Source organism: Demequina sp., assembly GCA_024707205.1.
GTDB lineage: Bacteria > Actinomycetota > Actinomycetes > Actinomycetales > Demequinaceae > Demequina.
Genome location: JANQAD010000001.1, coordinates 1,435,352 through 1,458,454, shown reverse-complemented (window position 1 = coordinate 1,458,454; position 23,103 = coordinate 1,435,352). Strand labels below are relative to the sequence as shown.

25 protein-coding genes and 2 pseudogenes are annotated in these 23,103 nt (G+C 65.9%); 1 reads left to right on the top strand and 26 read right to left on the bottom strand.

Going from position 1 to position 23,103, the window contains the following annotated elements; genetic code table 11:
* Nucleotides 1-35 precede the first annotated feature (35 nt).
* From rpsQ to NVV57_07395, 21 genes and pseudogenes are all read right to left on the bottom strand, one after another.
* The gene (gene rpsQ, locus NVV57_07495; protein MCR6712533.1) at nt 36-323 is read right to left on the bottom strand and encodes a 30S ribosomal protein S17; all 288 of its coding nucleotides are present in this window, start codon (nt 321-323) and stop codon (nt 36-38) included.
* A 9-nt stretch (nt 324-332) separates the two neighbouring features.
* Entirely contained in the window at nt 333-530 is a 198-nt protein-coding gene (gene rpmC / locus NVV57_07490) for a 50S ribosomal protein L29 (protein ID MCR6712532.1), read from the bottom strand.
* Between the two features lie 44 nt (nt 531-574).
* Nucleotides 575-994 (bottom strand): 50S ribosomal protein L16, encoded by a 420-nt coding sequence (rplP, locus tag NVV57_07485; GenBank protein MCR6712531.1) that lies wholly within the window; start codon nt 992-994, stop codon nt 575-577.
* A gap of 3 nt (nt 995-997) precedes the next feature.
* Entirely contained in the window at nt 998-1,807 is an 810-nt protein-coding gene (gene rpsC, locus NVV57_07480) for a 30S ribosomal protein S3 (GenBank protein MCR6712530.1), read from the bottom strand.
* Nucleotides 1,807-2,178, bottom strand: a complete 372-nt coding sequence (gene rplV / locus NVV57_07475) for a 50S ribosomal protein L22 (protein ID MCR6712529.1) — start codon at nt 2,176-2,178, stop codon at nt 1,807-1,809. Before rplV ends, rpsC begins: the two co-directional genes overlap by 1 nt.
* Before the next feature lie 30 nt (nt 2,179-2,208).
* Nucleotides 2,209-2,487 (bottom strand): 30S ribosomal protein S19, encoded by a 279-nt coding sequence (rpsS, locus tag NVV57_07470; protein MCR6712528.1) that lies wholly within the window; start codon nt 2,485-2,487, stop codon nt 2,209-2,211.
* A gap of 11 nt (nt 2,488-2,498) precedes the next feature.
* Nucleotides 2,499-3,337, bottom strand: a pseudogene (gene rplB / locus NVV57_07465) (50S ribosomal protein L2).
* Between the two features lie 13 nt (nt 3,338-3,350).
* Nucleotides 3,351-3,653: a 50S ribosomal protein L23 gene (gene rplW / locus NVV57_07460; protein MCR6712527.1), complete on the bottom strand. Its 303-nt coding sequence runs from the start codon at nt 3,651-3,653 to the stop codon at nt 3,351-3,353.
* A 1-nt stretch (nt 3,654) separates the two neighbouring features.
* Nucleotides 3,655-4,338: a 50S ribosomal protein L4 gene (gene rplD, locus NVV57_07455; protein ID MCR6712526.1), complete on the bottom strand. Its 684-nt coding sequence runs from the start codon at nt 4,336-4,338 to the stop codon at nt 3,655-3,657.
* Between the two features lie 5 nt (nt 4,339-4,343).
* Nucleotides 4,344-5,006, bottom strand: a complete 663-nt coding sequence (rplC, locus tag NVV57_07450; GenBank protein MCR6712525.1) for a 50S ribosomal protein L3 — start codon at nt 5,004-5,006, stop codon at nt 4,344-4,346.
* A gap of 21 nt (nt 5,007-5,027) precedes the next feature.
* The gene (gene rpsJ / locus NVV57_07445) at nt 5,028-5,336 is read right to left on the bottom strand and encodes a 30S ribosomal protein S10 (protein MCR6712524.1); all 309 of its coding nucleotides are present in this window, start codon (nt 5,334-5,336) and stop codon (nt 5,028-5,030) included.
* Between the two features lie 235 nt (nt 5,337-5,571).
* Nucleotides 5,572-5,796, bottom strand: a complete 225-nt coding sequence (locus tag NVV57_07440) for a hypothetical protein (protein MCR6712523.1) — start codon at nt 5,794-5,796, stop codon at nt 5,572-5,574.
* Nucleotides 5,797-5,845: 49 nt separating this feature from the next.
* The gene (locus NVV57_07435) at nt 5,846-6,070 is read right to left on the bottom strand and encodes a hypothetical protein (protein ID MCR6712522.1); all 225 of its coding nucleotides are present in this window, start codon (nt 6,068-6,070) and stop codon (nt 5,846-5,848) included.
* A gap of 157 nt (nt 6,071-6,227) precedes the next feature.
* On the bottom strand, nt 6,228-6,422 hold the full coding sequence (locus tag NVV57_07430) for a hypothetical protein (protein MCR6712521.1): 195 nt from the start codon (nt 6,420-6,422) through the stop codon (nt 6,228-6,230).
* Between the two features lie 444 nt (nt 6,423-6,866).
* A pseudogene (locus NVV57_07425) lies at nt 6,867-6,989 on the bottom strand (elongation factor Tu).
* 260 nt (nt 6,990-7,249) lie between these two features.
* Entirely contained in the window at nt 7,250-8,110 is an 861-nt protein-coding gene (locus tag NVV57_07420) for a hypothetical protein (protein MCR6712520.1), read from the bottom strand.
* 309 nt (nt 8,111-8,419) lie between these two features.
* Complete coding sequence (gene tuf / locus NVV57_07415) at nt 8,420-9,610, bottom strand: elongation factor Tu (GenBank protein MCR6712519.1); 1,191 nt, start codon at nt 9,608-9,610, stop codon at nt 8,420-8,422.
* A gap of 108 nt (nt 9,611-9,718) precedes the next feature.
* Nucleotides 9,719-11,833: an elongation factor G gene (fusA, locus tag NVV57_07410; protein MCR6712518.1), complete on the bottom strand. Its 2,115-nt coding sequence runs from the start codon at nt 11,831-11,833 to the stop codon at nt 9,719-9,721.
* A gap of 45 nt (nt 11,834-11,878) precedes the next feature.
* The gene (gene rpsG / locus NVV57_07405) at nt 11,879-12,349 is read right to left on the bottom strand and encodes a 30S ribosomal protein S7 (GenBank protein ID MCR6712517.1); all 471 of its coding nucleotides are present in this window, start codon (nt 12,347-12,349) and stop codon (nt 11,879-11,881) included.
* A complete protein-coding gene (rpsL, locus tag NVV57_07400; protein MCR6712516.1) occupies nt 12,349-12,723 on the bottom strand; it encodes a 30S ribosomal protein S12 in 375 nt (124 codons plus the stop codon). Before rpsL ends, rpsG begins: the two co-directional genes overlap by 1 nt.
* A 222-nt stretch (nt 12,724-12,945) precedes the next feature.
* Entirely contained in the window at nt 12,946-13,368 is a 423-nt protein-coding gene (locus NVV57_07395; protein MCR6712515.1) for an acyl-CoA thioesterase, read from the bottom strand.
* Nucleotides 13,369-13,407: 39 nt separating this feature from the next.
* Between NVV57_07395 and NVV57_07390 the strand changes: the two genes are divergently transcribed.
* A complete protein-coding gene (locus NVV57_07390) occupies nt 13,408-13,947 on the top strand; it encodes a hypothetical protein (GenBank protein MCR6712514.1) in 540 nt (179 codons plus the stop codon).
* A 78-nt stretch (nt 13,948-14,025) separates the two neighbouring features.
* Here the strand turns inward: NVV57_07390 and NVV57_07385 are convergent, their stop codons facing one another.
* The 5 genes from NVV57_07385 to rplJ form a co-directional block, all read right to left on the bottom strand.
* Nucleotides 14,026-14,781, bottom strand: a complete 756-nt coding sequence (locus NVV57_07385; protein MCR6712513.1) for a hypothetical protein — start codon at nt 14,779-14,781, stop codon at nt 14,026-14,028.
* Nucleotides 14,697-17,891, bottom strand: coding sequence for a DNA-directed RNA polymerase subunit beta' (locus tag NVV57_07380; protein MCR6712512.1), 3,195 nt, complete (start codon nt 17,889-17,891; stop codon nt 14,697-14,699). Before NVV57_07380 ends, NVV57_07385 begins: the two co-directional genes overlap by 85 nt.
* A gap of 29 nt (nt 17,892-17,920) precedes the next feature.
* A complete protein-coding gene (gene rpoB / locus NVV57_07375; GenBank protein MCR6712511.1) occupies nt 17,921-21,394 on the bottom strand; it encodes a DNA-directed RNA polymerase subunit beta in 3,474 nt (1,157 codons plus the stop codon).
* 462 nt (nt 21,395-21,856) lie between these two features.
* On the bottom strand, nt 21,857-22,246 hold the full coding sequence (gene rplL / locus NVV57_07370) for a 50S ribosomal protein L7/L12 (GenBank protein MCR6712510.1): 390 nt from the start codon (nt 22,244-22,246) through the stop codon (nt 21,857-21,859).
* Nucleotides 22,247-22,314: 68 nt separating this feature from the next.
* The gene (gene rplJ / locus NVV57_07365) at nt 22,315-22,836 is read right to left on the bottom strand and encodes a 50S ribosomal protein L10 (GenBank protein ID MCR6712509.1); all 522 of its coding nucleotides are present in this window, start codon (nt 22,834-22,836) and stop codon (nt 22,315-22,317) included.
* Nucleotides 22,837-23,103: the final 267 nt, after the last annotated feature.

The following is a 23,103-nucleotide window of genomic DNA, read 5'->3' as shown; positions in this document are numbered from 1 at the left end:
TCTCGCTCGTGTCGAGCGAGCCTGGTCGAACCTAGTTACTTGGCCTTCTCGACGATCTCGACCAGGCGCCACCGCTTGGAAGCGGACAGCGGGCGGGTCTCCATCACCACAACGAGGTCGCCGATGCCGGCGGTGTTGGCCTCATCGTGGGCCTTGATCTTGCTGGTACGGCGCAAGACCTTGCCGTAGAGCGGGTGCTTGACGCGGTCCTCGATCTCCACGGTGATGGTCTTGTCCATCTTGTCTGACGTCACGTAACCGCGGCGCGTCTTGCGATACGCGCGGTGCTCGGTCGTGGCCGTCGTGTGCTTCTTGGTAGCCATGTGTGTTCCTTACTCGGCCTTCGCGCTCGGCGCGGTCCTGATGCCGAGCTCGCGCTCGCGCAGGATCGTGTAGATGCGGGCGATGTCACGCTTGACCGCCTTGAGGCGGCCGTGGTTCTCGAGCTGGCCCGTTGCGGACTGGAAGCGAAGGTTGAACAGCTCTTCCTTCGACTTCTTGAGCTCCTCGAGGAGGCGCTCGTCGTCCATGACGTCGAGCTCGGCCGGAGCGAGGTCCTTAGTACCGATAGCCATCAGATGTCACCACCCTCACGGGTCACAAAACGGGTCTTCATGGGCAGCTTGTGCTGGGCGCGGCGCATGGCCTCGCGGGCCAGCTCCTCCGGCACGCCGGCAAGCTCGAACATGACACGGCCCGGCTTGACGTTGGCGATCCACCACTCGGGGGAGCCCTTACCGGAGCCCATGCGGACCTCGGCGGGCTTCTTGGTGAGCGGGCGGTCGGGGTAGATGGTGATCCACACCTTTCCGCCACGCTTGATGTGACGCGTCATGGCGATACGAGCCGCCTCGATCTGACGGTTCGTGACATACGCGGGCTCGAGAGCCTGGATGCCGAAGTCGCCAAAGGTCACCTGGGTGCCACCGGTCGCAGCGCCGGAACGTCCCGGGTGGTGCTGCTTGCGGTGCTTGACTCGACGGGGAATAAGCATGGCTTAGCCCTCCTTGCCAGCGTCGGCCGCGGCGACCTCGGCCACGGGGGCCTCGTCGGCACGGGGAGCGGAGTCGCGACGGGGAGCGCCACGGCCAGCGGGACGGTCGCCACGCTCGCCACGGCCCGTGCGCTGCGGGCGCGGGGCCTTGGCCTGCTCGGCAGCCCACTCCTTCTCGGTCATGTCGCCCTTGTAGATCCACACCTTCACGCCGATCTGGCCGAACGTGGTGCGGGCCTCAAAGAAGCCGTAGTCGATGTTCGCGCGGAGCGTGTGCAACGGCACGCGACCCTCGCGGTAGAACTCGGAGCGCGACATCTCAGCGCCGCCAAGGCGGCCGGAGCACTGCACGCGAATGCCCTTGGCACCGGCGCGAAGCGCGGACTGGATGCCCTTGCGCATGGCACGACGGAAAGAGACGCGCGAAGCGAGCTGCTCGGCGATGCCCTGGGCAACGAGCTGAGCGTCCATCTCGGCGTTCTTGACCTCGAGGATGTTGAGCTGAACCTGCTTGCCCGTGAGCTTCTCGAGGCTCGCGCGCAGCTTGTCCGCCTCGGCGCCGCGGCGACCGATGACGATGCCGGGACGCGCGGTGTGGAGGTCCACGCGCACGCGCTCGCGGGTGCGCTCGATCTCCACCTTGGACACGCCGGCACGCTCGAGGCCCTTGGCCATGAGCTGACGGATCTTGACGTCCTCGTCCACGTAGTCGCGGTAGCGCTCGCCCTTCTTGGTCGAGTCGGCGAACCAGCGCGAACGGTGGTCGGTCGTGATGCCCAGGCGGTAGCCGTGGGGGTTGACCTTCTGACCCATTACTTGGCCCCTTCCTTGACGGCGACCGGGGTCGCGACGACAACAGTGATGTGGCTCGAACGCTTCAGGATCTGGTTGGCACGGCCCTGAGCGCGCGGCTGGATGCGCTTCATGGTCGGTCCCTCATCAACGAAGATCTCCTTGATGACCAGGTCACGCTCGTCAAAGCGCTCGCCGGCAGCGTCGGCCTTGACACGCGCGTTGGCGACGGCGGACTCAATGAGCTTGCGCACGTCGGTCGCGACGGCCTGCGGCTGGAACTTCAGCGCGGTGGCTGCCTCGAGAGCGTTCTGACCACGGACCAGGTTCACGACGCGGCGAGCCTTCTGGGCGGTCACGCGGAGGTACCGCGTCTGCGCCTTGGCTTCCATATCTGACTCCTATTTCTCTCGCGCGGGCGCCTAGCGGCGGCCCTTGCGGTCGTCCTTGACGTGGCCCTTGAACGTGCGCGTGGGGGCGAACTCGCCCAGCTTGTGGCCGACCATCGACTCGGTGACGAACACCGGGACGTGCTTGCGGCCGTCGTGCACGGCAAAGGTGTGACCCAGGAAGTCGGGCGTGATGACCGACCGACGGCTCCAGGTCTTGATGACGTTCTTGGTACCGGCCTCGTTCTGAACGTCCACCTTCTTCTGCAGGTGGTCGTCGACGAAGGGGCCCTTCTTCAGACTGCGTGGCATAACAGGGCTCCCTATCGCTTGTTCTTGCCGGTCTTGCGGCGACGCACGATGAGCTTGTCGCTTTCCTTGTTGGGACGGCGGGTGCGGCCCTCGGGCTTGCCCCACGGGCTGACCGGGTGGCGACCACCGGAGGTCTTGCCCTCACCACCACCGTGGGGGTGGTCCACCGGGTTCATGACGACGCCACGCACGGTAGGACGCTTGCCCTTCCAGCGCATACGGCCGGCCTTGCCCCAGTTGATGTTGGACTGCTCGGAGTTGCCAACCTCGCCGATCGTGGCGCGGCAGCGCGCGTCGACGTTGCGGATCTCGCCCGACGGCATGCGCAGCTGGGCGTAGGGGCCGTCCTTGGCGACGAGCTGCACCGACGCACCGGCGGAGCGGGCGATCTTCGCGCCGCCGCCCGGCTTGAGCTCGATCGCGTGGATGACCGTACCGGTGGGGATGTTGCGCAGCGGCAAGTTGTTGCCGGGCTTGATGTCGGCACCGGGGCGGCCTCAACGCGGTCGCCCTGGCCGAGCTTGTCGGGGGCGATGATGTAGCGCTTCTCGCCGTCCGCGTAGTGCAGAAGGGCGATGCGCGCCGTGCGGTTGGGGTCGTACTCGATGTGCGCAACGGTCGCGGGCACGCCGTCCTTGTCGTGACGACGGAAGTCGATCACGCGGTAGGCGCGCTTGTGGCCGCCACCCTGGTGACGGGTGGTGATGCGACCGGTGTTGTTGCGGCCACCCTTCTTGGGCAGCGGGCGGGTCAGCGACTTCTCGGGCTCCGAACGGGTGACCTCGACGAAGTCGGCGACGGACGAGCCACGGCGGCCCGGCGTCGTCGGCTTGTACTTGCGAATAGCCATGTCTGTTCCTTACCTAGCCAACCTGGCCGAAGATGTCGAGGGTCTCACCGGCACCGAGGGTGACGATGGCGCGCTTGACGTCCTTGCGCTTGCCCATTCCGAAGCGGGTGCGGCGAACCTTGCCCTTGCGGTTGATGGTGTTCACGGACTGGACCTTCACACCGAAGACCTTCTCGACCGCGATCTTGATCTCGGTCTTGTTGGAGCCCGGAGCCACCTCAAAGGTGTACTTGCCCTCGTCCATGAGCGAGTAGCTCTTCTCCGACACGATGGGTCGGATGAGAACGTCGCGGGGGTTCTTGTTGATCTGCGTCATCTCAGGCCTCCTCGACCTCGGACTCGGTCGCGACGGCCTTCGCGGACTTGCCCTTCGCGGGACCGGCAACGAAAGCCTCGAGCGCGCCGGCCGTGAACACGGTGTCGTCGTTCACGAGCACGTCGTAGGTGTTGAGCTGGTCCACAGCGAGCACGTGGACGTCGGCCGCGTTGCGCAGCGACTTCCAGGCGACCGCGTCGGAGCGCTCGAGCACCACGAGGGCGCTGCGACCGGCCGTGAGGGCACTGATCGCGGCGAGGGCGGACTTGGTGGAGGGCACGTCACCGGCGACGACGTCCTTGAGGACGTGCACGCGGCCGGCGCGGGCCCGGTCGGAGAGGGCACCGCGGAGGGCGGCGACCTTCATCTTCTTGGGGGTGCGCTGCGAGTAGTCGCGCGGCTGGGGACCGTGAACGGTGCCACCGCCGGCGAACTGGGGCGCACGGATCGAGCCCTGACGGGCGCGGCCGGTGCCCTTCTGCTTGTACGGCTTGCGGCCACCGCCGGAGACCTCGCCACGCGTCTTGGTCGAGTGCGTGCCCTGGCGGGCGGCCGCACGCTGCGCCACGACAACCTGGTGGATCAGGGGGACGTTGGCGTCAACGTCGAAGATGTCGGCGGGAAGGTCGGCGGTGCCGGTCTTCTTGCCCTTCGCGTCGACCACGTCGATCGTGAGTTCAGCCATGGAGATCACGCACCCTTCACGGCGGAGCGGATCAGCACGATCCCGCCCTTGGCGCCGGGGACGGCGCCCTTGATCAGCACGAGGCCCTTCTCGGCGTCAACCGAGTGGATCGTGAGGTTCTGGATTGTGCGGCGCTCGTTGCCCATGCGGCCGGCCATCTTGAGGCCGCGGAACACGCGGGAAGGCGTGGACGCGCCACCGATGGAGCCCGGCTTGCGGTGGTTGCGGTGCGAACCGTGGGAGGCGCTGACGCCCTTGAAGCCGTGGCGCTTCATGACACCCGCGGTGCCCTTTCCCTTGGTGGTGCCCGTGACGTCGACCTTCTGGCCGGCCTCGAACACGTCCGCAGCGATCTCCTGGCCGAGCGAGTAGTCGGCCGCGTTGGAGGTGCGAACCTCCGCAACGTGGCGACGCGGCGTGACGCCGGCGGCCTCGAAGTGGCCCACGAGCGGCTTGGTCACGCGGCGCGGGTCGACAGCGCCGAACGCGAGCTGCACGGCCTCGTAGCCGTCGCGGTCTGCGTTCCGCACCTGGGTCACGACGTTGGTGTCAACCTGGACGGCGGTGACCGGAACAATCCGGCCAGCCTCGTCCCACACCTGAGTCATGCCCAGCTTCGTACCGAGCAGCGCCGTCACGGCGCGCTGGGCATTGGAAGTGGTAGTCATGGTGATGTAGTCCTTACGGGCTTAGAGCTTGATCTCGATGTTCACGTCCGCGGGCAGGTCGAGACGCATGAGCGAGTCGACAGCCTTGGGCGTGGGGTCCACGATGTCGATGAGGCGCTTGTGGGTGCGCATCTCGAACTGCTCGCGGGAGTCCTTGTACTTGTGGGGAGAACGGATGACAACGAACACGTTCTTCTCCGTGGGCAGCGGGACGGGGCCCACCACCGACGCACCAGCGCGCGTGACCGTCTCGACGATCTTGCGGGCGGAAGAGTCGATGACCTCGTGGTCATAGCTCTTCAGCCGAATGCGGATCTTCTGTCCCGCCATGGCGTGCCTGCCTTTTCTCTCGTAAAGCTGTGGTCCTCACCCCCGACCCCCGCGCTCGGGCGTGTCGCGCATCATCGACGCGCGCACACCCCAGCCGGTTTTTCACGGCGATTCGTGGGTGAGTGGTGGCCGCCCAAAAGGGCAACCTGAATATTGTGCCAGAACGGGCGTGCGTGCGCAAACCGCGGGTCGGGCGCTCAGGGTGACCACAGCGTCGGCATGCCCGACGCTGGTGTCAGTCAGCGCCCGCCGCGCCCCTTCGCTTGGAGACGACGTCGGCAAGGCGCTTGAACTCCGTCACCAGCCATGTCAGGACCGCCACCCACAGCAGCTTGTCCGACGGCCATGGATGGCCGATCGTGTACATGAAGCCCTGGACGGCGAAGGCACAAAGCACGGTGATGCACGCGTCGATGGCGGCGCGGACCCAGAACGAACCGCCCAACAGGCCGCGAATCATGGCTCCCCCTCTTGAGGCACCGAGGCGTCGGGCATGCCCGACGCCGGTATCAGTTGGTGCGCTGCTCGCGTGTGGCGCGATTGCGATCGTAGTAGGTGGGGTTGATCCTGAGCGCAACCCAGGTGCCGACCCATCCGATCGCCACCGTGAGCAGCGCCATCGGCAGCGACGGCATGGCGAGACCCGCGTAGAACAACGCCCCGTACGCCGCGAATACCGTTAGCAACCACAGCCCCGCCTGATTCGCGAACCTGCGCCACGTCTCGGCGTCCATCACGACCCCCTTTGTTGCTTGGCGCCAACGTACACCGGGCCACTCGGCGGGTCCTGCTATCCGCTTCGCGTCCGCGGGACGACCCCAACCGCAACGAGGTCGTCGGCCGCAGCTTGGGGACCTCGCGTCAGCAAGCGACGTTAGTTCAGGATCTTGGTCACCGCGCCGGAGCCGAAGATGCGGCCACCTGTCCGCCGGGCTCTCCAGAGCGCAGCGAACGCAACGCCGCTATGAGGAACCCGATGACGAGACCGCCGAGCCACCCGGCCATGAGCAGCGCCGCGAACTCAGTTTCCGCACTCCACAAGAGCCCGGCAACGAGCACCAGCGTCATCACCCCTTGCGCCGCCATGATCGGCCGCCCATGTTCCTGCCGCCAGACGAATCCCCGCAACGGCAAGATGTTCTGAAGCGTTGCCGAGATCAGACAAAGGGCAAGGCTCAACGCGATGCCGAAAATGGTCACCTGAATACCCCCGCTCCTGAGCCGCTGGCTCGTAGAGTCCCCAAAGGTCGACCAAAGCCGACAAACGTGACGCTAGCACAGCGTCGGGCGGAGGCCGCGGGGGCTTGCGTTCCGCCCGAGGCCGCGGCCGGCTGCCCGCAGTTGCGGGAGAATGCTCCATCCGTCCGTCAGGGACCTACCCTTGTTGCTTCGTGATGGACCACCGGGGCGATCGTCCGTCAGGAACCCGCGCGGGGGTCCTGCGATCCGCTTCGCGGTCGCAGGATGGCCCCAAACGCAACGAGGGCCCCCGGCCTAAGCCGGGAGCCCTCGCGCGTCAGTAACGGGGAGTTACTTGAGGATCTTGGTCACCGTGCCGGAGCCGACGGTGCGGCCACCCTCACGGATCGCGAAGCCCTGGCCCTCTTCCAGCGCGATGGGCTGGACGAGGTCAACCGTCATCTCGGTGGTGTCGCATCCCTTCGTGCACTACGCGGGCCACCTCAATCCGCGTCGAACGTATTCTCGGCGCTGGAGCATGATGACCCAACCGAAGAGGAGGAGGCCAGCCGCGGTGGCGATAGCGTTCCCCACCGACGAGCCCTGTAATGCCGTTGCCAGTCCCACGATCGTGGCAAGAACCAACACGCTCGTGACACAAGCCTTCAGAGGACCTTGGAAGAGTGGCCGAACATGAAGCCCACGATACGGCGGGGGTGACGGTCTCTCGCTTGTCATTTGCAGTTACCTCCCGAGTACGTGCTGAACGTCAGGATAGTCGTACCGTAGTAGATCTTCATCGCGAGACATTTGTTGCTGTTCACCGCGAGATTCGCGGTGTACTGCATGGGAACCACCACGGTGGCGCACTTCACTCCGACGACAGCAGCCACAATTGGGCCGCCGGCGGCACCCGCCGCGATGCAAGCTGCGATTACGCCCGTCGTCTGTGCCTGCGCGATCGACTTAGTTTCGGCTTTGTTGTAGTACGAAGTGCCCGAGATGATTCCACTCGTGACCTTGGGATCAGCAACGACGGGAAACACGGTGTCCGAGTCAAAGTCAAGTACCTGGACGAGGGTCTGGCCCACGACTGCGTAGTGGGTCTCGACGGCACGACCGCGCGCGTCGAGTGCCCACGGGGCAGCGATTGTCGCGGTGACAACGCCGTTGTCGGTGACCACTTTGGCCCCACCATTGCGGGTGAGCGTGAGAGTTGCCCCTGCGGGGAGGTCAAGCTGGGAGGAGAAGCTTGACGGCGCGTCCGAGTTGTCGATCGTGGTCAGAATTTGGACGGTGCCGTCGTCCTTGACCAGCGGCACCGTGGAACTGCCGTTGCCGTTGTCGAAGTACGGGTGCTCGCCGTCAGGGACCAGTCGGGCATCGTCGGCGAATGGCAAGCCGATGCTGAAAACACCGGATCCTTGCGCGTCGAGCGAGATACCGTCCGTTGGGTCCGAAGGAACCACCACATCTACCTGGTCGACTGCGGTCACCTCGTCGGTCTCCACAACGATTGCGTCCGTGAACACCGTTGGCGCTATGGCGGCAACCGCGTCAAGCGGATCCGGCTCGTCGGCCGACGCCGGCGTCAAGCCCAACTAACACAGGACCGCGGCGCCAGTGAGCACGCCCCCCCCTGTGCGATATGTGCGTGTGTGTCGCAATGACATTACGCCCCCTTTACATGAATGTCCGCGAGACCCCCCTTGGGTCCCCCGTGCCGGTCGTAACCGACAAATCGGACGCTACCACAGCGTCGGGTACGATGGCCGGTCCTGCGATCCGCTCCGCGGCCGCGGGATGACAAGCTACACGGGGGTCCTGCGACTGCGCGCAGGATGACAAACGCAACGAGGGCCCCCGGCCTAAGCCGGGAGCCCTCGCGCGTCAGTAACGGGAAGTTACTTGAGGATCTTGGTCACCGTGCCGGAGCCGACGGTGCGGCCACCCTCACGGATCGCGAAGCCCTGGCCCTCTTCCAGCGCGATGGGCTGGATGAGCTCAACCGTCATCTCGGTGGTGTCACCGGGCATGACCATGTCGGTGCCCTCGGGCAGCGAGATCACGCCGGTCACGTCCGTGGTGCGGATGTAGAACTGCGGGCGGTAGTTCGTGTAGAAGGGGTTGTGGCGGCCACCCTCGGACTTGTCCAGGATGTAGACCTTGCCCTCGAACTGCGTGTGGGGCGTGGTGGTGCCGGGCTGAACCACAACCTGGCCGCGCTCCACGTCCTCGCGCTTGGTGCCACGGAGAAGCAGACCGCAGTTCTCGCCGGCCCACGCCTCGTCCATGCTCTTGTGGAACATCTCGATGCCGGTGACGATCGTCTTCTGCGGCTCGCGGATGCCGAGGATCTCGACCTCCGAGTTGATCTTCAGCTTGCCGCGCTCCACCTTGCCGGTGACGACGGTGCCACGACCGGTGATCGTGAAGACGTCCTCGATCGGCATGAGGAAGGGCTTGTCCATGTCACGGACGGGCTCGGGGACGTTCTCGTCCACGGCGTCCATGAGGTCCTGGACCGTCTTGGTCCACTCGGGGTCACCCTCGAGCGCCTTGAGGGCGGACACGCGCACAACGGGGGCGTTGTCGCCGTCGAAGCCCTGCGAGGAGAGGAGCTCGCGCACCTCGATCTCGACGAGCTCGAGGATCTCCTCGTCATCGACCATGTCGGACTTGTTGAGGGCCACGAGGAGGTAGGGAACACCAACCTGGCGGGCGAGCAGCACGTGCTCACGCGTCTGGGCCATCGGGCCGTCGGTCGCCGCGACCACGAGGATCGCGCCGTCCATCTGAGCGGCACCGGTGATCATGTTCTTGATGTAGTCGGCGTGGCCGGGGGCGTCCACGTGAGCGTAGTGACGCTTCTCGGTCTCGTACTCGATGTGGGCGATGTTGATGGTGATACCGCGCTCGCGCTCCTCGGGAGCCTTGTCGATGTCCTCGAAAGGCGTGAAGGGGTTGAGGTCCGGGTACTTGTCGTGCAGCACCTTGGAGATCGCGGCAGTCAGCGTGGTCTTGCCGTGGTCAACGTGGCCGATGGTGCCGATGTTCACGTGCGGCTTGGTCCGCTCGAACTTGGCCTTGCCCATGATGGGTTCCTCCTGGAATTTCTCTGTTCTGAGACTCGGGTAGTTTGTGGCGCCTACGGGGCGTCAATCCTACTGGTCGTTATTGTTTCTTGTTTTCAACCGGTGGGACTACTCGCCCCGGGTCTTTGCGATGATCTCCTCGGCAACGTTGCGAGGAACCTCGGCGTAGCTGTCGAACTGCATCGAGTACACCGCGCGACCCTGCGTCTTGGAACGCAGGTCGCCGACGTAGCCGAACATCTCGGACAGCGGCACCAAAGAATCGATAACCTTCACGCCCGCAGCATCCGTCATGGAACGGATCTGGCCACGGCGCGAGTTGAGGTCGCCGATGACGTCGCCCATGTACTCCTCGGGCGTACGGACCTCGACGGCCATGATCGGCTCGAGCAGCGCGGGGTTCGCCTTGCGCGCGGCCTCCTTGAAGGCCATCGAGCCGGCGATCTTGAACGCCATTTCGGACGAGTCGACCTCGTGGTACGCACCGTCGAGCAGCGTGGCCTTGATGCCCACCATGGGGTAGCCGGCGAGAACGCCAACCTGCATCGCGTCCTGCATACCGGCGTCGACAGACGGGATGTACTCGCGCGGCACGCGACCACCGGTGACGGCGTTCACGAACTCGTACTGAACCTCGGAATCGGCAGCAAGCGGCTCGAGCGAGATCTGCACCTTGGCGAACTGGCCGGAGCCACCCGTCTGCTTCTTGTGCGTGTAGTCGTGCTTGTCGACCTTGTTGCGAATGGTCTCGCGGTACGCGACCTGCGGCTTGCCGACGTTGGCGTCGACCTTGAACTCGCGCTTCATGCGGTCGACGATGATGTCGAGGTGCAGCTCGCCCATGCCGGAGATGATGGTCTGGCCAGTCTCCTCGTCGAGGCGCACGCGGAACGTGGGGTCCTCTTCGGCGAGCTTCTGGATGGCCGTCGACATCTTCTCCTGGTCGCCCTTGGTCTTGGGCTCAACCGCGACCGAGATGACGGGCTCAGGGAAGGTCATCGACTCGAGCACGACCTGGTGCGCGGAGTCCGACAGGGTGTCACCAGTGGTGGTGTCCTTGAGACCGATGACCGCGTAGATGTGGCCGGCGGTCACGGAGTCGACCGGGTTCTCCTTGTTGGCGTGCATCTGGAAGATCTTGCCGATGCGCTCCTTCTTGCCCTTGGTCGCATTGACGACCTGCGCGCCGGACTCGAGGTGACCCGAGTAGACGCGGATGTACGTCAGACGGCCGAAGAACGGGTGCGCGACGATCTTGAAGGCGAGAGCGGAGAAAGGCTCCGCGGCGTCGGCGTGGCGCTCGATGACCTTCTCGGCGTCGTGGGGGTCGTGCGCCTCGATCGCCGGAACGTCGAGCGGCGACGGCAGGTAGTCCACGACCGCGTCGAGCATGGGCTGGACGCCACGGTTCTTGAACGCGGAGCCACACAGCACGGGGTAGATCTCGGAGGCGATGACCATCTTGCGGATGCCCGCCTTGATCTCCTCAACCGTGAGCTCCTCGCCGCCGAGGTACTTCTCCAGCAGCTCGTCGCTCGACTCGGCAATGGCCTCGATGAGCTCGGCGCGGTACTCCTCGGCCTTCGCCTGCATGTCCGCAGGAATGGCCTCGATCTCGTACTTGGCGCCCATGGTCACGTCGCCCTTGGCGTCGCCGGGCCACACGAGGGCGCGCATCTCGACGAGGTCGACGACGCCCACGAAGTCGTTCTCAGCGCCGATGGGCAGCTGGATGACGAGCGGACGTGCGCCAAGGCGAGACTTGATGGTGTCGACGGTGAAGTAGAAGTCCGCGCCCAGCTTGTCCATCTTGTTGACGAAGCAGATGCGCGGCACGTCGTACTTGTCGGCCTGACGCCACACGGTCTCCGACTGGGGCTCAACGCCCTCCTTGCCGTCGAACACGGCAACGGCGCCATCGAGCACGCGGAGCGAACGCTCCACCTCGACCGTGAAGTCCACGTGACCGGGGGTGTCGATGATGTTGATCTGGTTGTTGGCCCAGAAGCACGTCACAGCAGCGGACGTGATCGTGATGCCACGCTCCTGCTCCTGCTCCATCCAGTCCGTCGTCGACGCACCGTCGTGGGTTTCACCGATCTTGTAGTTGACACCCGTGTAGAACAGGATGCGCTCGGTCGTGGTGGTCTTGCCGGCGTCGATGTGCGCCATGATGCCGATGTTGCGGACCTTCTTGAGGTCCGTCAGCACGTCCTGTGCCACTGGGGGTTCTCCTAAAGTTGTTCGGTAAGTCGAACGAGGCGGCGACTACCAGCGGTAGTGCGCGAACGCCTTGTTCGACTCGGCCATCTTGTGCATGTCCTCGCGACGCTTCACAGCGGCGCCAAGGCCGTTGGAGGCGTCGAGGATCTCGTTCATGAGGCGCTCGGTCATCGTCTTCTCGCGACGCTTGCGCGCGAAGTCGACGAGCCAGCGCAGCGCGAGGGTCGTCGCGCGAATGGGGCGAACGTCGACCGGCACCTGGTAGGTGGCGCCACCGACGCGGCGGCTCTTCACCTCGAGCGCGGGGCGGATGTTGTCGAGCGCGCGCTTGAGCACGACGACGGGGTCCTGCCCCGACTTCTCGCGAACACCCTCAAGGGCGCCGTACACGATGGCCTCAGCCACGGAGCGCTTGCCATCGAGCAGCACCTTGTTGATGAGCTGGGTGACGACGGGGGCGCCGTACACCGGGTCGTTGATGATCGGACGACGAGGCGCCGGTCCCTTGCGAGGCATTACTTCTTCTCCCTCTTCGCGCCGTAGCGGCTGCGAGCCTGCTTGCGGTTCTTCACGCCCTGCGTGTCGAGCGAGCCGCGCACGATCTTGTAGCGCACACCGGGGAGGTCCTTCACACGACCGCCGCGGACGAGCACGATCGAGTGCTCCTGCAGGTTGTGGCCCTCACCGGGGATGTAGGCCGTGACCTCAACGCCGTGCGAGAGGCGCACGCGCGCGACCTTGCGAAGCGCCGAGTTCGGCTTCTTCGGCGTGGTCGTGTACACACGCGTGCACACGCCACGGCGCTGCGGGCTGCCCTGAAGGGCCGGGGTCTTGGTCTTGGACGCCTTGGGGTGGCGACCCTTCCTGACCAGCTGCTGAATCGTAGGCACTACTTCTCCGTGTTCGTATGTGTTGCAAATCTGTCGTGTGTACGACCCCCGCGCCCGGGCGTGTCGCACCTTGGTGGTGGCGCACCGGCGAGGGCGCGCGCGAGAGCCCGACGGCGCGGGCACGAGTATCTACGATACCCGCGACGCGCCTGAACGTCAAAGTAATGGGCGCGTGCTAGCACGCCCGACGCTTAGCTCACCGAAGTTTCCGGCTCACCTATTCTACGGCATCGGCCCTGGAGCGAACGCGGAGAGCCGCTCGCGCTGCTCCGCGTCGAGGCGCAAGGGCCTCCACGTGGCGACGTCGATGAGCGCCAAGGTGGTCGTCGCAGTCACCGCGACCTCGCCGTTGAGCGTGATCTCGTACTCGATCACGAAGCTCGCCCCGCCGATCCGCGGCACCGTCACGGCGACGTCGACAGCCTGCACGTACGGAATGGCGCGCCGATAGGTGACGTGGGCGTCCGCCACCACCACCTGCACGGGCGTGCCCGCGGCGAGGGGCGGCAGCACGGGAGCGCCCGGGTCCCAGAACGCCTGCACGCGCGCCTGCTCGAGCAGCCCCAAGATCGCGACGTTGTTCACGTGGCCGTACGCGTCGAGGTCTCCCCACCGAACCGGAACTTTGACGGAACGCGCGGGCATGACCCAACCCTAGCGTCGGGCATACGGTTGAATGGGCGCATGGCAACCAACGGGGGTTTGCGGCCTTGGGTGGGCTGGGTCGGCGTGCTGGCCGTTCTTGCCGGCGTGGCGGGCGTGGCGTGGTGGGTGGTGAAGTTCGGCCTCGAGCCCGTGCCTGATGCGAGCCCGACGCCGTCGTCGAGTTTGGGGACTCCGGCACCTGTGGGGCTTGCGGCGGCCAATGGCGACTGGTGCCCGGTGGACGAGGCGGACGAGTTGGGATGCGTCACGGTGGACCTGCCGACGGTGACCGTCTCAGATTCCGACGCCTCCGGCGGCCCGATCTACGTGTTCCCGCCGGACACCGAAGCAGGGGCAGATCCCCTGCCCCTTGACTTCAGCTTCCCCGCGAACCTCGGCGGCTGCTGGCGGGCGACAGTGGGGGCCTCGGTGGATGAGGCCGACGCGGCTTTCGTCTATTGCCCGGTGGGCGCCGAGTCCGGGGACGTGGATCTCGACGCGAGCGACTCGACCACTGAGCGGCTGTGGATCACCCAGGACCTCACCTCCCCACCCATGGTGAGGGCCGCGGGGAGCTAGCCGCAGCGTCGGGCCGTGCAACGCGAAAGGCCCGGCACCTGGAGAACCAGGGCCGGGCCTTTGCGCATCCAGCGGGAACTAGTCGCGCGGGAAGTCGAACTCCTCGAGGCGAACCGCCTCGCCGGTGCCCTCGGAGAAGAACTGGCCGTCCCACTCCTCGTACCCGAAGGTCGGGAAGAGGTTGGCCTTCGCCTCCTCGGTGGGCTCGATGGTCGCACCGCGGTAGTGGGCAAGGCCCGTACCGGCGGGGATGAGCTTTCCGATGATGACGTTCTCCTTGAGGCCCAGCAGCGAGTCCGAACGGCCGGACATGGCCGCCTCGGTGAGCACGCGCGTGGTCTCCTGGAAGGAGGCCGCGGACAGCCACGACTCGGTCGCGAGCGACGCCTTCGTGATGCCCATGAGCTCCGGACGGGCCGACGCGGGCTTGCCGCCTGCCGTGACCGTTGCGCGGTTGGCGTCCTCGAAGCGCGAGCGCTCCACGAGCTCTCCCGGCAGCAGCGAGGTGTCGCCGGAGTCGAGCACGGTCACGCGACGCAGCATCTGCCGCACGATGACCTCGATGTGCTTGTCGTGGATCTCGACACCCTGCGAGCGGTACACGTTCTGCACCTCGTCAACAAGGTGCTTCTGCGTGGCACGCGGGCCGAGGATGCGCAGCACGTTCTTCGGGTCGACGGCACCGGCGATGAGCTGCTGGCCCACCTCCACGTGCTCGCCGTCCTGAACGATGAGGCGCGCGCGCTTGGTCACGGGGTACTCGATGGGGTCGTCGCCGTTGTCGGGCGTGACCACGAGGCGACGGGTCGCCTCAGAGTCGTCGACCTTGAGCACGCCGGTGACCTCGGAGATCGGGGCCTCACCCTTGGGGTGCGGGCCTCGAAGAGCTCCTGGACACGCGGCAGACCCTGCGTGATGTCGTCGGCCGAAGCCACACCACCGGTGTGGAACGTACGCATCGTCAGCTGGGTGCCGGGCTCGCCGATGGACTGCGCGGCGATGATGCCGACGGCCTCGCCGATGTCGACGAGCTCGCGGGTGGCGAGCGAACGGCCGTAGCACTTGGCACAGGTCCCGACGGCGGACTCACACGTGAGCACCGAACGCACCTTGACCTCGGTGACGCCCGCGGAGATGAGCGCGTCGAGGATCACGTCTCCGATGTCCGAGCCGGCCTTCGCGATGACGTTCCCCTTGGCGTCGGCAACGTCCGACGCCAGGGTGCGGGCAAACACGGAGGTCGCCACACGCTCGTGCTCGGTGGTGGTACCCGGCTCGACGATCGGCATGGCGAGGCCGCGTTCGGTGCCGCAGTCCTCCTCGCGCACGATGACGTCCTGGGACACGTCCACGAGACGACGCGTGAGGTAGCCGGAGTCAGCGGTACGCAGCGCCGTGTCCGCGAGACCCTTGCGGGCACCGTGGGTGGCGATGAAGTACTCGAGCACCGACAGGCCCTCGCGGTAGTTGGACTTGATGGGGCGCGGGATGATCTCGCCCTTCGGGTTCGCCACGAGGCCGCGCATACCGGCGATCTGACGCACCTGCATCCAGTTTCCACGAGCACCGGAGCCCACCATGGTGTACACCGTGTTGTGCTCGGGGAAGTTCTCCCGCATGGCGCGGTCGACCTCGTTGGTCGCCTGAGTCCAGATCTCGATGAGCTCCTGGCGGCGCTCGTCGTCGGTGATCAGACCGGTGTCGTACTGGTCCTGGACCTTTGCGGCCAGACCCTCGTAGCGGTCGAGGATCTGCTGCTTGTTCGGGGGCGTAGCGACGTCGCCGATGGCGATGGTCACACCCGAGCGCGTGGCCCAGTGGAAGCCGGCGGACTTGAGCGCGTCAAGCGAGGCGGCAACCTCGACCTTGGGGTAGCGCTCGGCGAGGGTGTTGACGATGTCGCCAAGCACCTTCTTGTCCACGTTGCGGTTGACGTACGGGTACGTCACCGGGAGCAGGCCGTTGAACAGCGAGCGACCGAGCGTCGTCTCGAGGAGGAACGGCTCGCCCTCGACGTGATCGGCGGGAAGCTCCACCTCTACGGGCGGAACGGTCTCGCCGTCGACACGAAGGGTGATCTTGGAGCCCAGCGTGATCTGGCCGGCGTCGAAGGCCATGATGGCCTCGGCCTCGGACGTGAACGCGAGACCCTCGCCCTTGTCCCCATCCTTGGCAAGCGTCAGGTGGTACAGGCCGATGATCATGTCCTGCGAGGGCATGGTCACCGGGCGGCCGTCCGACGGCTTGAGGATGTTGTTGCTCGAGAGCATCAGGATGCGGGCCTCCGCCTGCGCCTCCGCAGACAGCGGAAGGTGCACGGCCATCTGGTCGCCGTCGAAGTCGGCGTTGAAGGCGCCACACACGAGCGGGTGCAGGTGGATGGCCTTGCCCTCAACCAGCTGAGGCTCGAACGCCTGGATGCCGAGACGGTGCAGGGTGGGGGCGCGGTTCAGCAGCACGGGGTGCTCGGTGATGACCTCTTCGAGGACGTCCCACACCTCGGGGCGGCTGCGCTCCACCATGCGCTTGGCGGACTTGATGTTCTGCGCGTGGTTGAGCTCGACGAGGCGCTTCATGACGAAGGGCTTGAAGAGCTCGAGCGCCATCTGCTTTGGCAGACCGCACTGGTGCAGCTTCAGCTGCGGGCCGACCACGATGACCGAACGGCCGGAGTAGTCGACGCGCTTGCCGAGCAGGTTCTGACGGAAGCGACCCTGCTTGCCCTTGAGCATGTCGGAGATCGACTTCAGCGGACGGTTGCCGGGTCCCGTGACAGGGCGGCCACGACGGCCGTTGTCGAACAGCGCGTCAACGGCCTCCTGCAGCATGCGCTTCTCGTTGTTCACGATGATCTCGGGGGCACCGAGGTCCAGCAGGCGCTTGAGGCGGTTGTTGCGGTTGATGACGCGGCGGTAGAGGTCGTTCAGGTCGCTCGTGGCGAAGCGACCACCGTCGAGCTGCACCATGGGGCGCAGGTCCGGCGGAATCACCGGGACGGCGTCGAGGACCATGCCAACGGGGCTGTTGGTGGTCGTCAGGAACGCGTTGACCACCTTGAGGCGCTTGAGGGCACGCACCTTGCGCTGGCCACGGCCGTTGGCGATGATGTCGCGCAGGCTCTCGGCCTCGGCCTCGAGGTCAAAGTCCTGAAGGCGCTTCTGGATGGCCTCCGCGCCCATCGACCCCTTGAAGTAGGAGCCGTAGCGGCGCGAGAGCTCGCGGTAGAGCAGCTCGTCGCCCTCGAGGTCCTGGACCTTGAGGTTCGCGAAGCGGTCGAAGACCGCATCGAGACGCTCGATCTCGCCGTCGGCGCGCTTGCGGATGTTGGCCATCTCGCGCTCCGCGCCGTCCTTGACCTTGCGCTTGACGTCGGCCTTCGCACCCTCGGCCTCAAGCTCGGCGATGTCCTTCTCGAGCTTCTCGGCGCGGGTGTTGATGTCGTTGTCGCGCGCATTCGCGATGCGCTTCTTCTCGACCTCGAGCTCGTTGCGGAGCTGCGGAAGGTCCTCGTGGCGGCCGTCCTCGTCCACCTCGGTGACCATGTACGCGGCGAAGTAGATGACCTTCTCGAGGTCCTTCGGCGCCAGGTCAAGGAGGTAGCCAAGGCGCGACGGGACGCCCTTGAAGTACCAGATGTGGGTGACGGGAGCGGCAAGCTCGATGTGTCCCATGCGCTCGCGGCGCACCTTGGACCGGGTCACCTCGACGCCGCAGCGCTCGCAGATGATGCCGCGGTAGCGGACACGCTTGTACTTGCCGCAGCCGCACTCCCAGTCACGGGTGGGACCGAAGATCTTCTCGCAGAAAAGACCGTCCTTCTCCGGCTTGAGGGTGCGGTAGTTGATCGTCTCAGGCTTCTTCACCTCGCCGTGCGACCATTCGCGGATCTCCTCCGCGGTCGCCAGGCCGATGCGCAGTTCGCCGAACTCGTTGACGTCAAGCATTCTTAGGAATTCCTCTTCTTAAGTCTTTGTCAGATTTCGTCGACGCTGGAAGCATCGGGGCGGCTGGACAGGGAAATGCCGAGCGATTCGGCCGCCTGGTAGGCGTCCTCCTCGGTCTCGCGCATGTCGATGACGTGGCCATCAACGCCGAGCACCTCGACGTTCAGGCAGAGCGACTGCATCTCCTTCATGAGCACCCTGAACGACTCTGGCAGGCCGGGGTCGGGGATGTTCTGGCCCTTGACGATCGCCTCGTAGACCTTCACGCGGCCGGGAACGTCGTCGGACTTGATGGTGAGCAGCTCCTGGAGCGCGTAGGCGGCGCCATACGCCTCGAGTGCCCACACCTCCATCTCGCCGAATCGCTGACCGCCGAACTGCGCCTTACCACCGAGCGGCTGCTGGGTGATCATCGAGTACGGGCCAGTGGAGCGGGCGTGGATCTTGTCGTCCACCAGGTGGTGGAGCTTCAGGATGTACTTGTAGCCAACGGATACGGGCTCCGGGAACGGCTCGCCGGAGCGGCCGTCGTACAGGAGCGCCTTGCCGTCGTCGCCGACGAGGCGGTCGCCGTCGCGGTTGGGGTTCACGTGGGCGCGCAGGCCCTCGAGAACGTCCTCGCCGAGGCCGTCGAACACGGGGGTCGCGACCGGCGTGCCGGGCTCCGACTTGACCGCGCCGGCGGGGAGCTTCTTGGTCCACTCGCCCTTGGCGCCCGTCGCGTCCCAGCCGTTCTTGGCAACCCAACCCGTGTGGGTCTCGAGCACCTGGCCGACGTTCATGCGTCCGGGCACACCGAGCGGGTTGAGGATGACGTCGACCGGCGTGCCGTCCGCGAGGAACGGCATGTCCTCCACGGGCAGGATCGTCGAGATGACGCCCTTGTTGCCGTGGCGGCCGGCGAGCTTGTCGCCCTCCTGGATCTTGCGTCGCTGAGCGATGTACACGCGCACCAGCTGGTTCACGCCCGCGGGGAGGTCGTCGCCGTCCTCCTCCGTGAAGACGCGCACGCCGATGACCGTGCCGGACTCGCCGTGGGGCACCTTGAGCGAGGTGTCGCGCACCTCACGCGCCTTCTCGCCGAAGATCGCGCGAAGCAGGCGCTCCTCAGGGGTCAGCTCAGTCTCGCCCTTCGGCGTCACCTTGCCGACGAGGACGTCACCGGCGCGAACCTCCGCGCCGATGCGGACGATGCCGCGCTCGTCGAGGTCCGCAAGGACCTCTTCGGAGGCGTTCGGGATGTCGCGGGTGATCTCTTCCGGGCCGAGCTTCGTGTCGCGGGCGTCGACCTCGTGCTCCTCGATGTGGATCGAGGAGAGGGTGTCGTCCTGCACGAGTCGCTGCGACAGGATGATCGCGTCCTCGTAGTTGTGACCCTCCCAGCACATGAAGGCCACGAGCAGGTTCTTGCCCAAGGCGAGGTCACCGTTGTCGGTGGCCGGGCCGTCGGCGATCACGGAGCCGACCTCGACGCGGTCACCCTCGTCGACGACAACCCGCTGGTTGTAGCTCGTGCCCTGGTTGGAGCGCTCGAACTTGGCGATGCGGTACGAGCCGGTGGTGCCGTCGTCGTTCGCGACCGTCACGAGGTCAGAGGAGACCTCGGTGACGACGCCAGCCTTGGTGGCGATGACAACGTCACCGGCGTCCACGGCGGCCCGACGCTCCATGCCGGTGCCGACGAGCGGCGCCTCGGAGCGGACGAGCGGCACGGCCTGGCGCTGCATGTTCGCGCCCATGAGGGCGCGGTTGGCGTCGTCGTGCTCGAGGAACGGGATCAGGGCCGTCGCGACCGACACCATCTGGCGCGGGGAGACGTCCATGTAGTCCACGGCCTCTGCGGGCACGAACTCGACCTCGCCGCCACGGGAGCGGACGAGCACGCGGGCCTCCGAGAAGGAGCCCTTCGCGTCGAGCGCCGCGTTGGCCTGAGCGATGACGAAGTGGTCCTCGTCATCGGCCGTGAGGTAGTCGACCTGGTCCGTGACCTTGCCCTTGACGACCTTGCGGTACGGGGTCTCCACGAAACCGAGCGGGTTGATGCGACCGAACGACGCCAGCGAGCCGATGAGGCCGATGTTGGGGCCTTCAGGGGTCTCGATGGGGCACATGCGGCCGTAGTGGGACGGGTGAACGTCACGGACCTCCATGCCCGCACGGTCGCGAGAGAGACCGCCGGGGCCGAGCGCGCTGAGGCGACGCTTGTGGGTCAGACCCGCGAGCGGGTTGTTCTGGTCCATGAACTGCGAGAGCTGCGACGTACCGAAGAACTCACGGATCGCGGCCACGACCGGACGGGTGTTGATGAGCGTCTGGGGCGTGATCGCCTCGACGTCCTGCGTAGTCATGCGCTCACGCACAACGCGCTCCATGCGGGAGAGGCCCGTGCGGATCTGGTTCTGGATGAGCTCGCCCACGGCGCGGATGCGACGGTTGCCGAAGTGGTCGATGTCGTCGGTCTCCACGCGCACGTCACCGGACTTGGCGGCGAGCGTCGTGTGGCCAGCGTGCGCGGCGGAGATGTACTTGATGGTCGCGACGATGTCGTCGAGCCCAAGCACAGAGTCGCCGAGCTCCTTGCCGACGCCGAGCTTCTTGTTCAGCTTGAAGCGGCCCACCTTCGCGAGGTCGTAGCGCTTGGGGTTGAAGTAGAAGTTGTCGAGCAGGTTCTGGCCGGCCTCGACCGTTGGCGGCTCGCCCGGGCGCAGCTTGCGGTAGAGGTCTACGAGCGCCTCCTCGTGCCCGTGAACGGTGTCCTTGGACAGCGTCTCGAGCACCGAAGGGAAGTCCTTGAACTCCTCGGCGATCTCCTCGTCGCTCATGCCGAGCGCCTTGAGGAACAGGGTCACCGACTGCTTGCGCTTGCGGTCCACGCGGACGCCGACGGCGTCGCGCTTGTCGATCTCGAACTCGAGCCATGCGCCGCGCGAGGGGATGATCTTCGCGGTGAAGATGTCCTTGTCGCTCGTCTTGTCCGCGGTGCGCTCGAAGTACACGCCCGGCGAGCGGACGAGCTGCGACACGACGACGCGCTCGGTTCCGTTGATGATGAACGTGCCGCGGTCCGTCATGAGCGGGAAGTCACCCATGAACACGGTCTGCGACTTGATCTCGCCCGTGGTGTTGTTCATGAACTCCGCCGTCACGAAGAGCTGCGCGGCGAAGGTGAAGTCCTTCTCCTTGCACTCGTCGGGAGTGTGGCGGGGCTCCTCGAAGTACGGATCCTGGAAGGACAGGGACATCGTCTGCCCAAAGTCCTCGATCGGGGAGATCTCCTCGAAGATCTCGGTGAGGCCGGCGACCTCTGGAACGTCGTTGCGGCCCGCCTTCTTGGCGGCGGCGACGCGAGCCTTCCAGGCGGTGTTTCCCAGGAGCCAGTCAAAGCTCTCGGTCTGCAGACCGATCAGATTTGGAACCTCGATGGGTTCGGAGATCTGCGCGAAGGAAACGCGGTTTGAAGCGGTGCGGTTGTCAGTGGCGGTAGCGGTGCGCGAGGCAGCCAAGGGGGGGGTCCTTCCCTTTTGTTCGTGCGAGACACGAGTCGAATCCACGGCTCCACCGGATCCCAGGGCGTTACTGCCAGATAGCAGGCGCACGCAAGGTAGGCATATGAGGGCAGGGCATTAGACAGCGCAAATCGCTAGCCTACCCGACGCGCGCGGCATTGTCCAGCCCTGGACTCCATCGTCCAGTCGCCACGCCGAGAGGCTCTCGCCTAGCGCACAAGCCTACTCCCCCAGCCCGACGCTGTGGCAACGATTGTGGATAAGCCCACCCCAGCGTCGGGCCGTCTTGAGAGACAAACAAGGGTCGCTGGGACGGGTGGTGCGGATGGGGCGGCGCCCCAACCCAACTCCTTCACATGCGTCACATGCGTCACCGCGACCCTTGAGAGTCAACCCGTGGGGAACGCAAAGGCCGGGCCGCCCTATCGGAGCGACCCGGCCTCTGAAGCAGAGCTGAAGTTACTTGAGCTCGACCGTGGCGCCGGCGGCCTCGAGGACCTCCTTGGCCTTCTCGGCGTCTTCCTTCTTGGCGCCTTCGAGAACCGTCTTGGGGGCCTCGTCGACGAGCGCCTTGGCCTCGCCAAGACCGAGGTTCGTGAGGGCACGGACCTCCTTGATGACCTGGATCTTCTTGTCGCCAACGGCGGCCAGAACGACGTCGAAGGAGTCCTTCTCCTCAACCTCTTCGGCGTCCGCGCCGCCACCGGCGGGGGCGGCAACCGCAACGGCGGCCGGAGCGGCGGCGGTGACCTCGAAGGTCTCCTCGAACGCCTTCACGAACTCGGAGAGCTCGATGAGCGAAAGCTCCTTGAACTGGTCGATGAGCTCGGCGGTGCTGAGCTTAGCCATGGTGTTTCCTTTACTTGTTGCCTGCGTGAAAGCAGTGGGTTCTGGGGTGCGGCTTGCGCCGCGCGGCGTTAGGCCGCGGAATCCTGCTTTTCGCGCAGGGCGTCAACGGTGCGCACTGCCTTCGACAGTGGCGCCTGGAACAGGTATGCAGCACCAAAGAGCGACGCCTTCATAGCGCCTGCAGCCTTGGCGAGCAGAACCTCGCGGGACTCGAGGTCGGCCAGCTTGAGGACCTCTTCAGCAGAGATCGCCTTGCCTTCGAGAACGCCGCCCTTGATGACGAGTTTGTCGTTCCCCTTGGCAAAAGCCTTAAGACCCTTTGCAGCCTCCACCGGGTCACCGGTGACGAATGCAATGGCCGTGGGGCCGACGAAGAGGTGATCAATTCCCTCAACACCGGCGTCCTTGGCCGCGAGCGCCGTCAGAGAGTTCTTCGCAACCGCGTAGGTCGCGGTACCACGAAGCTGGCCGCGCAGCGATGCAAGCTGCTTGACGGTCAGGCCGCGGTACTCGGTGACCAGCACGGCGGTCGAGTTGCGGAAGTTGTCCGCGAGCTCGCTTACCGCGGCCACCTTTTCTGGCGTCGCCATAGTTATCCTTCCTGGACGTTGACCGCCTGCCCGCTCCAGGAAATGCAAAAGGCCTCGCGCAGGCGAGGCCGTGTATGCCCGACGCTGTTGCCAGCTGGGCACTTCGGTTCACCTACGCAGGACTTCTGATTTCTCAGAACTTCGGCCGTTCCCAGTTGCCTGGGCCCGACGACCGGCGGTCTTGGGCTCGTCTACTTTACCCGACGCTGGGGTGCGTCGGCAACCAGCGCGTCGCCACCGCGGGCCGGCCACGGCGTCGGGCCTCGC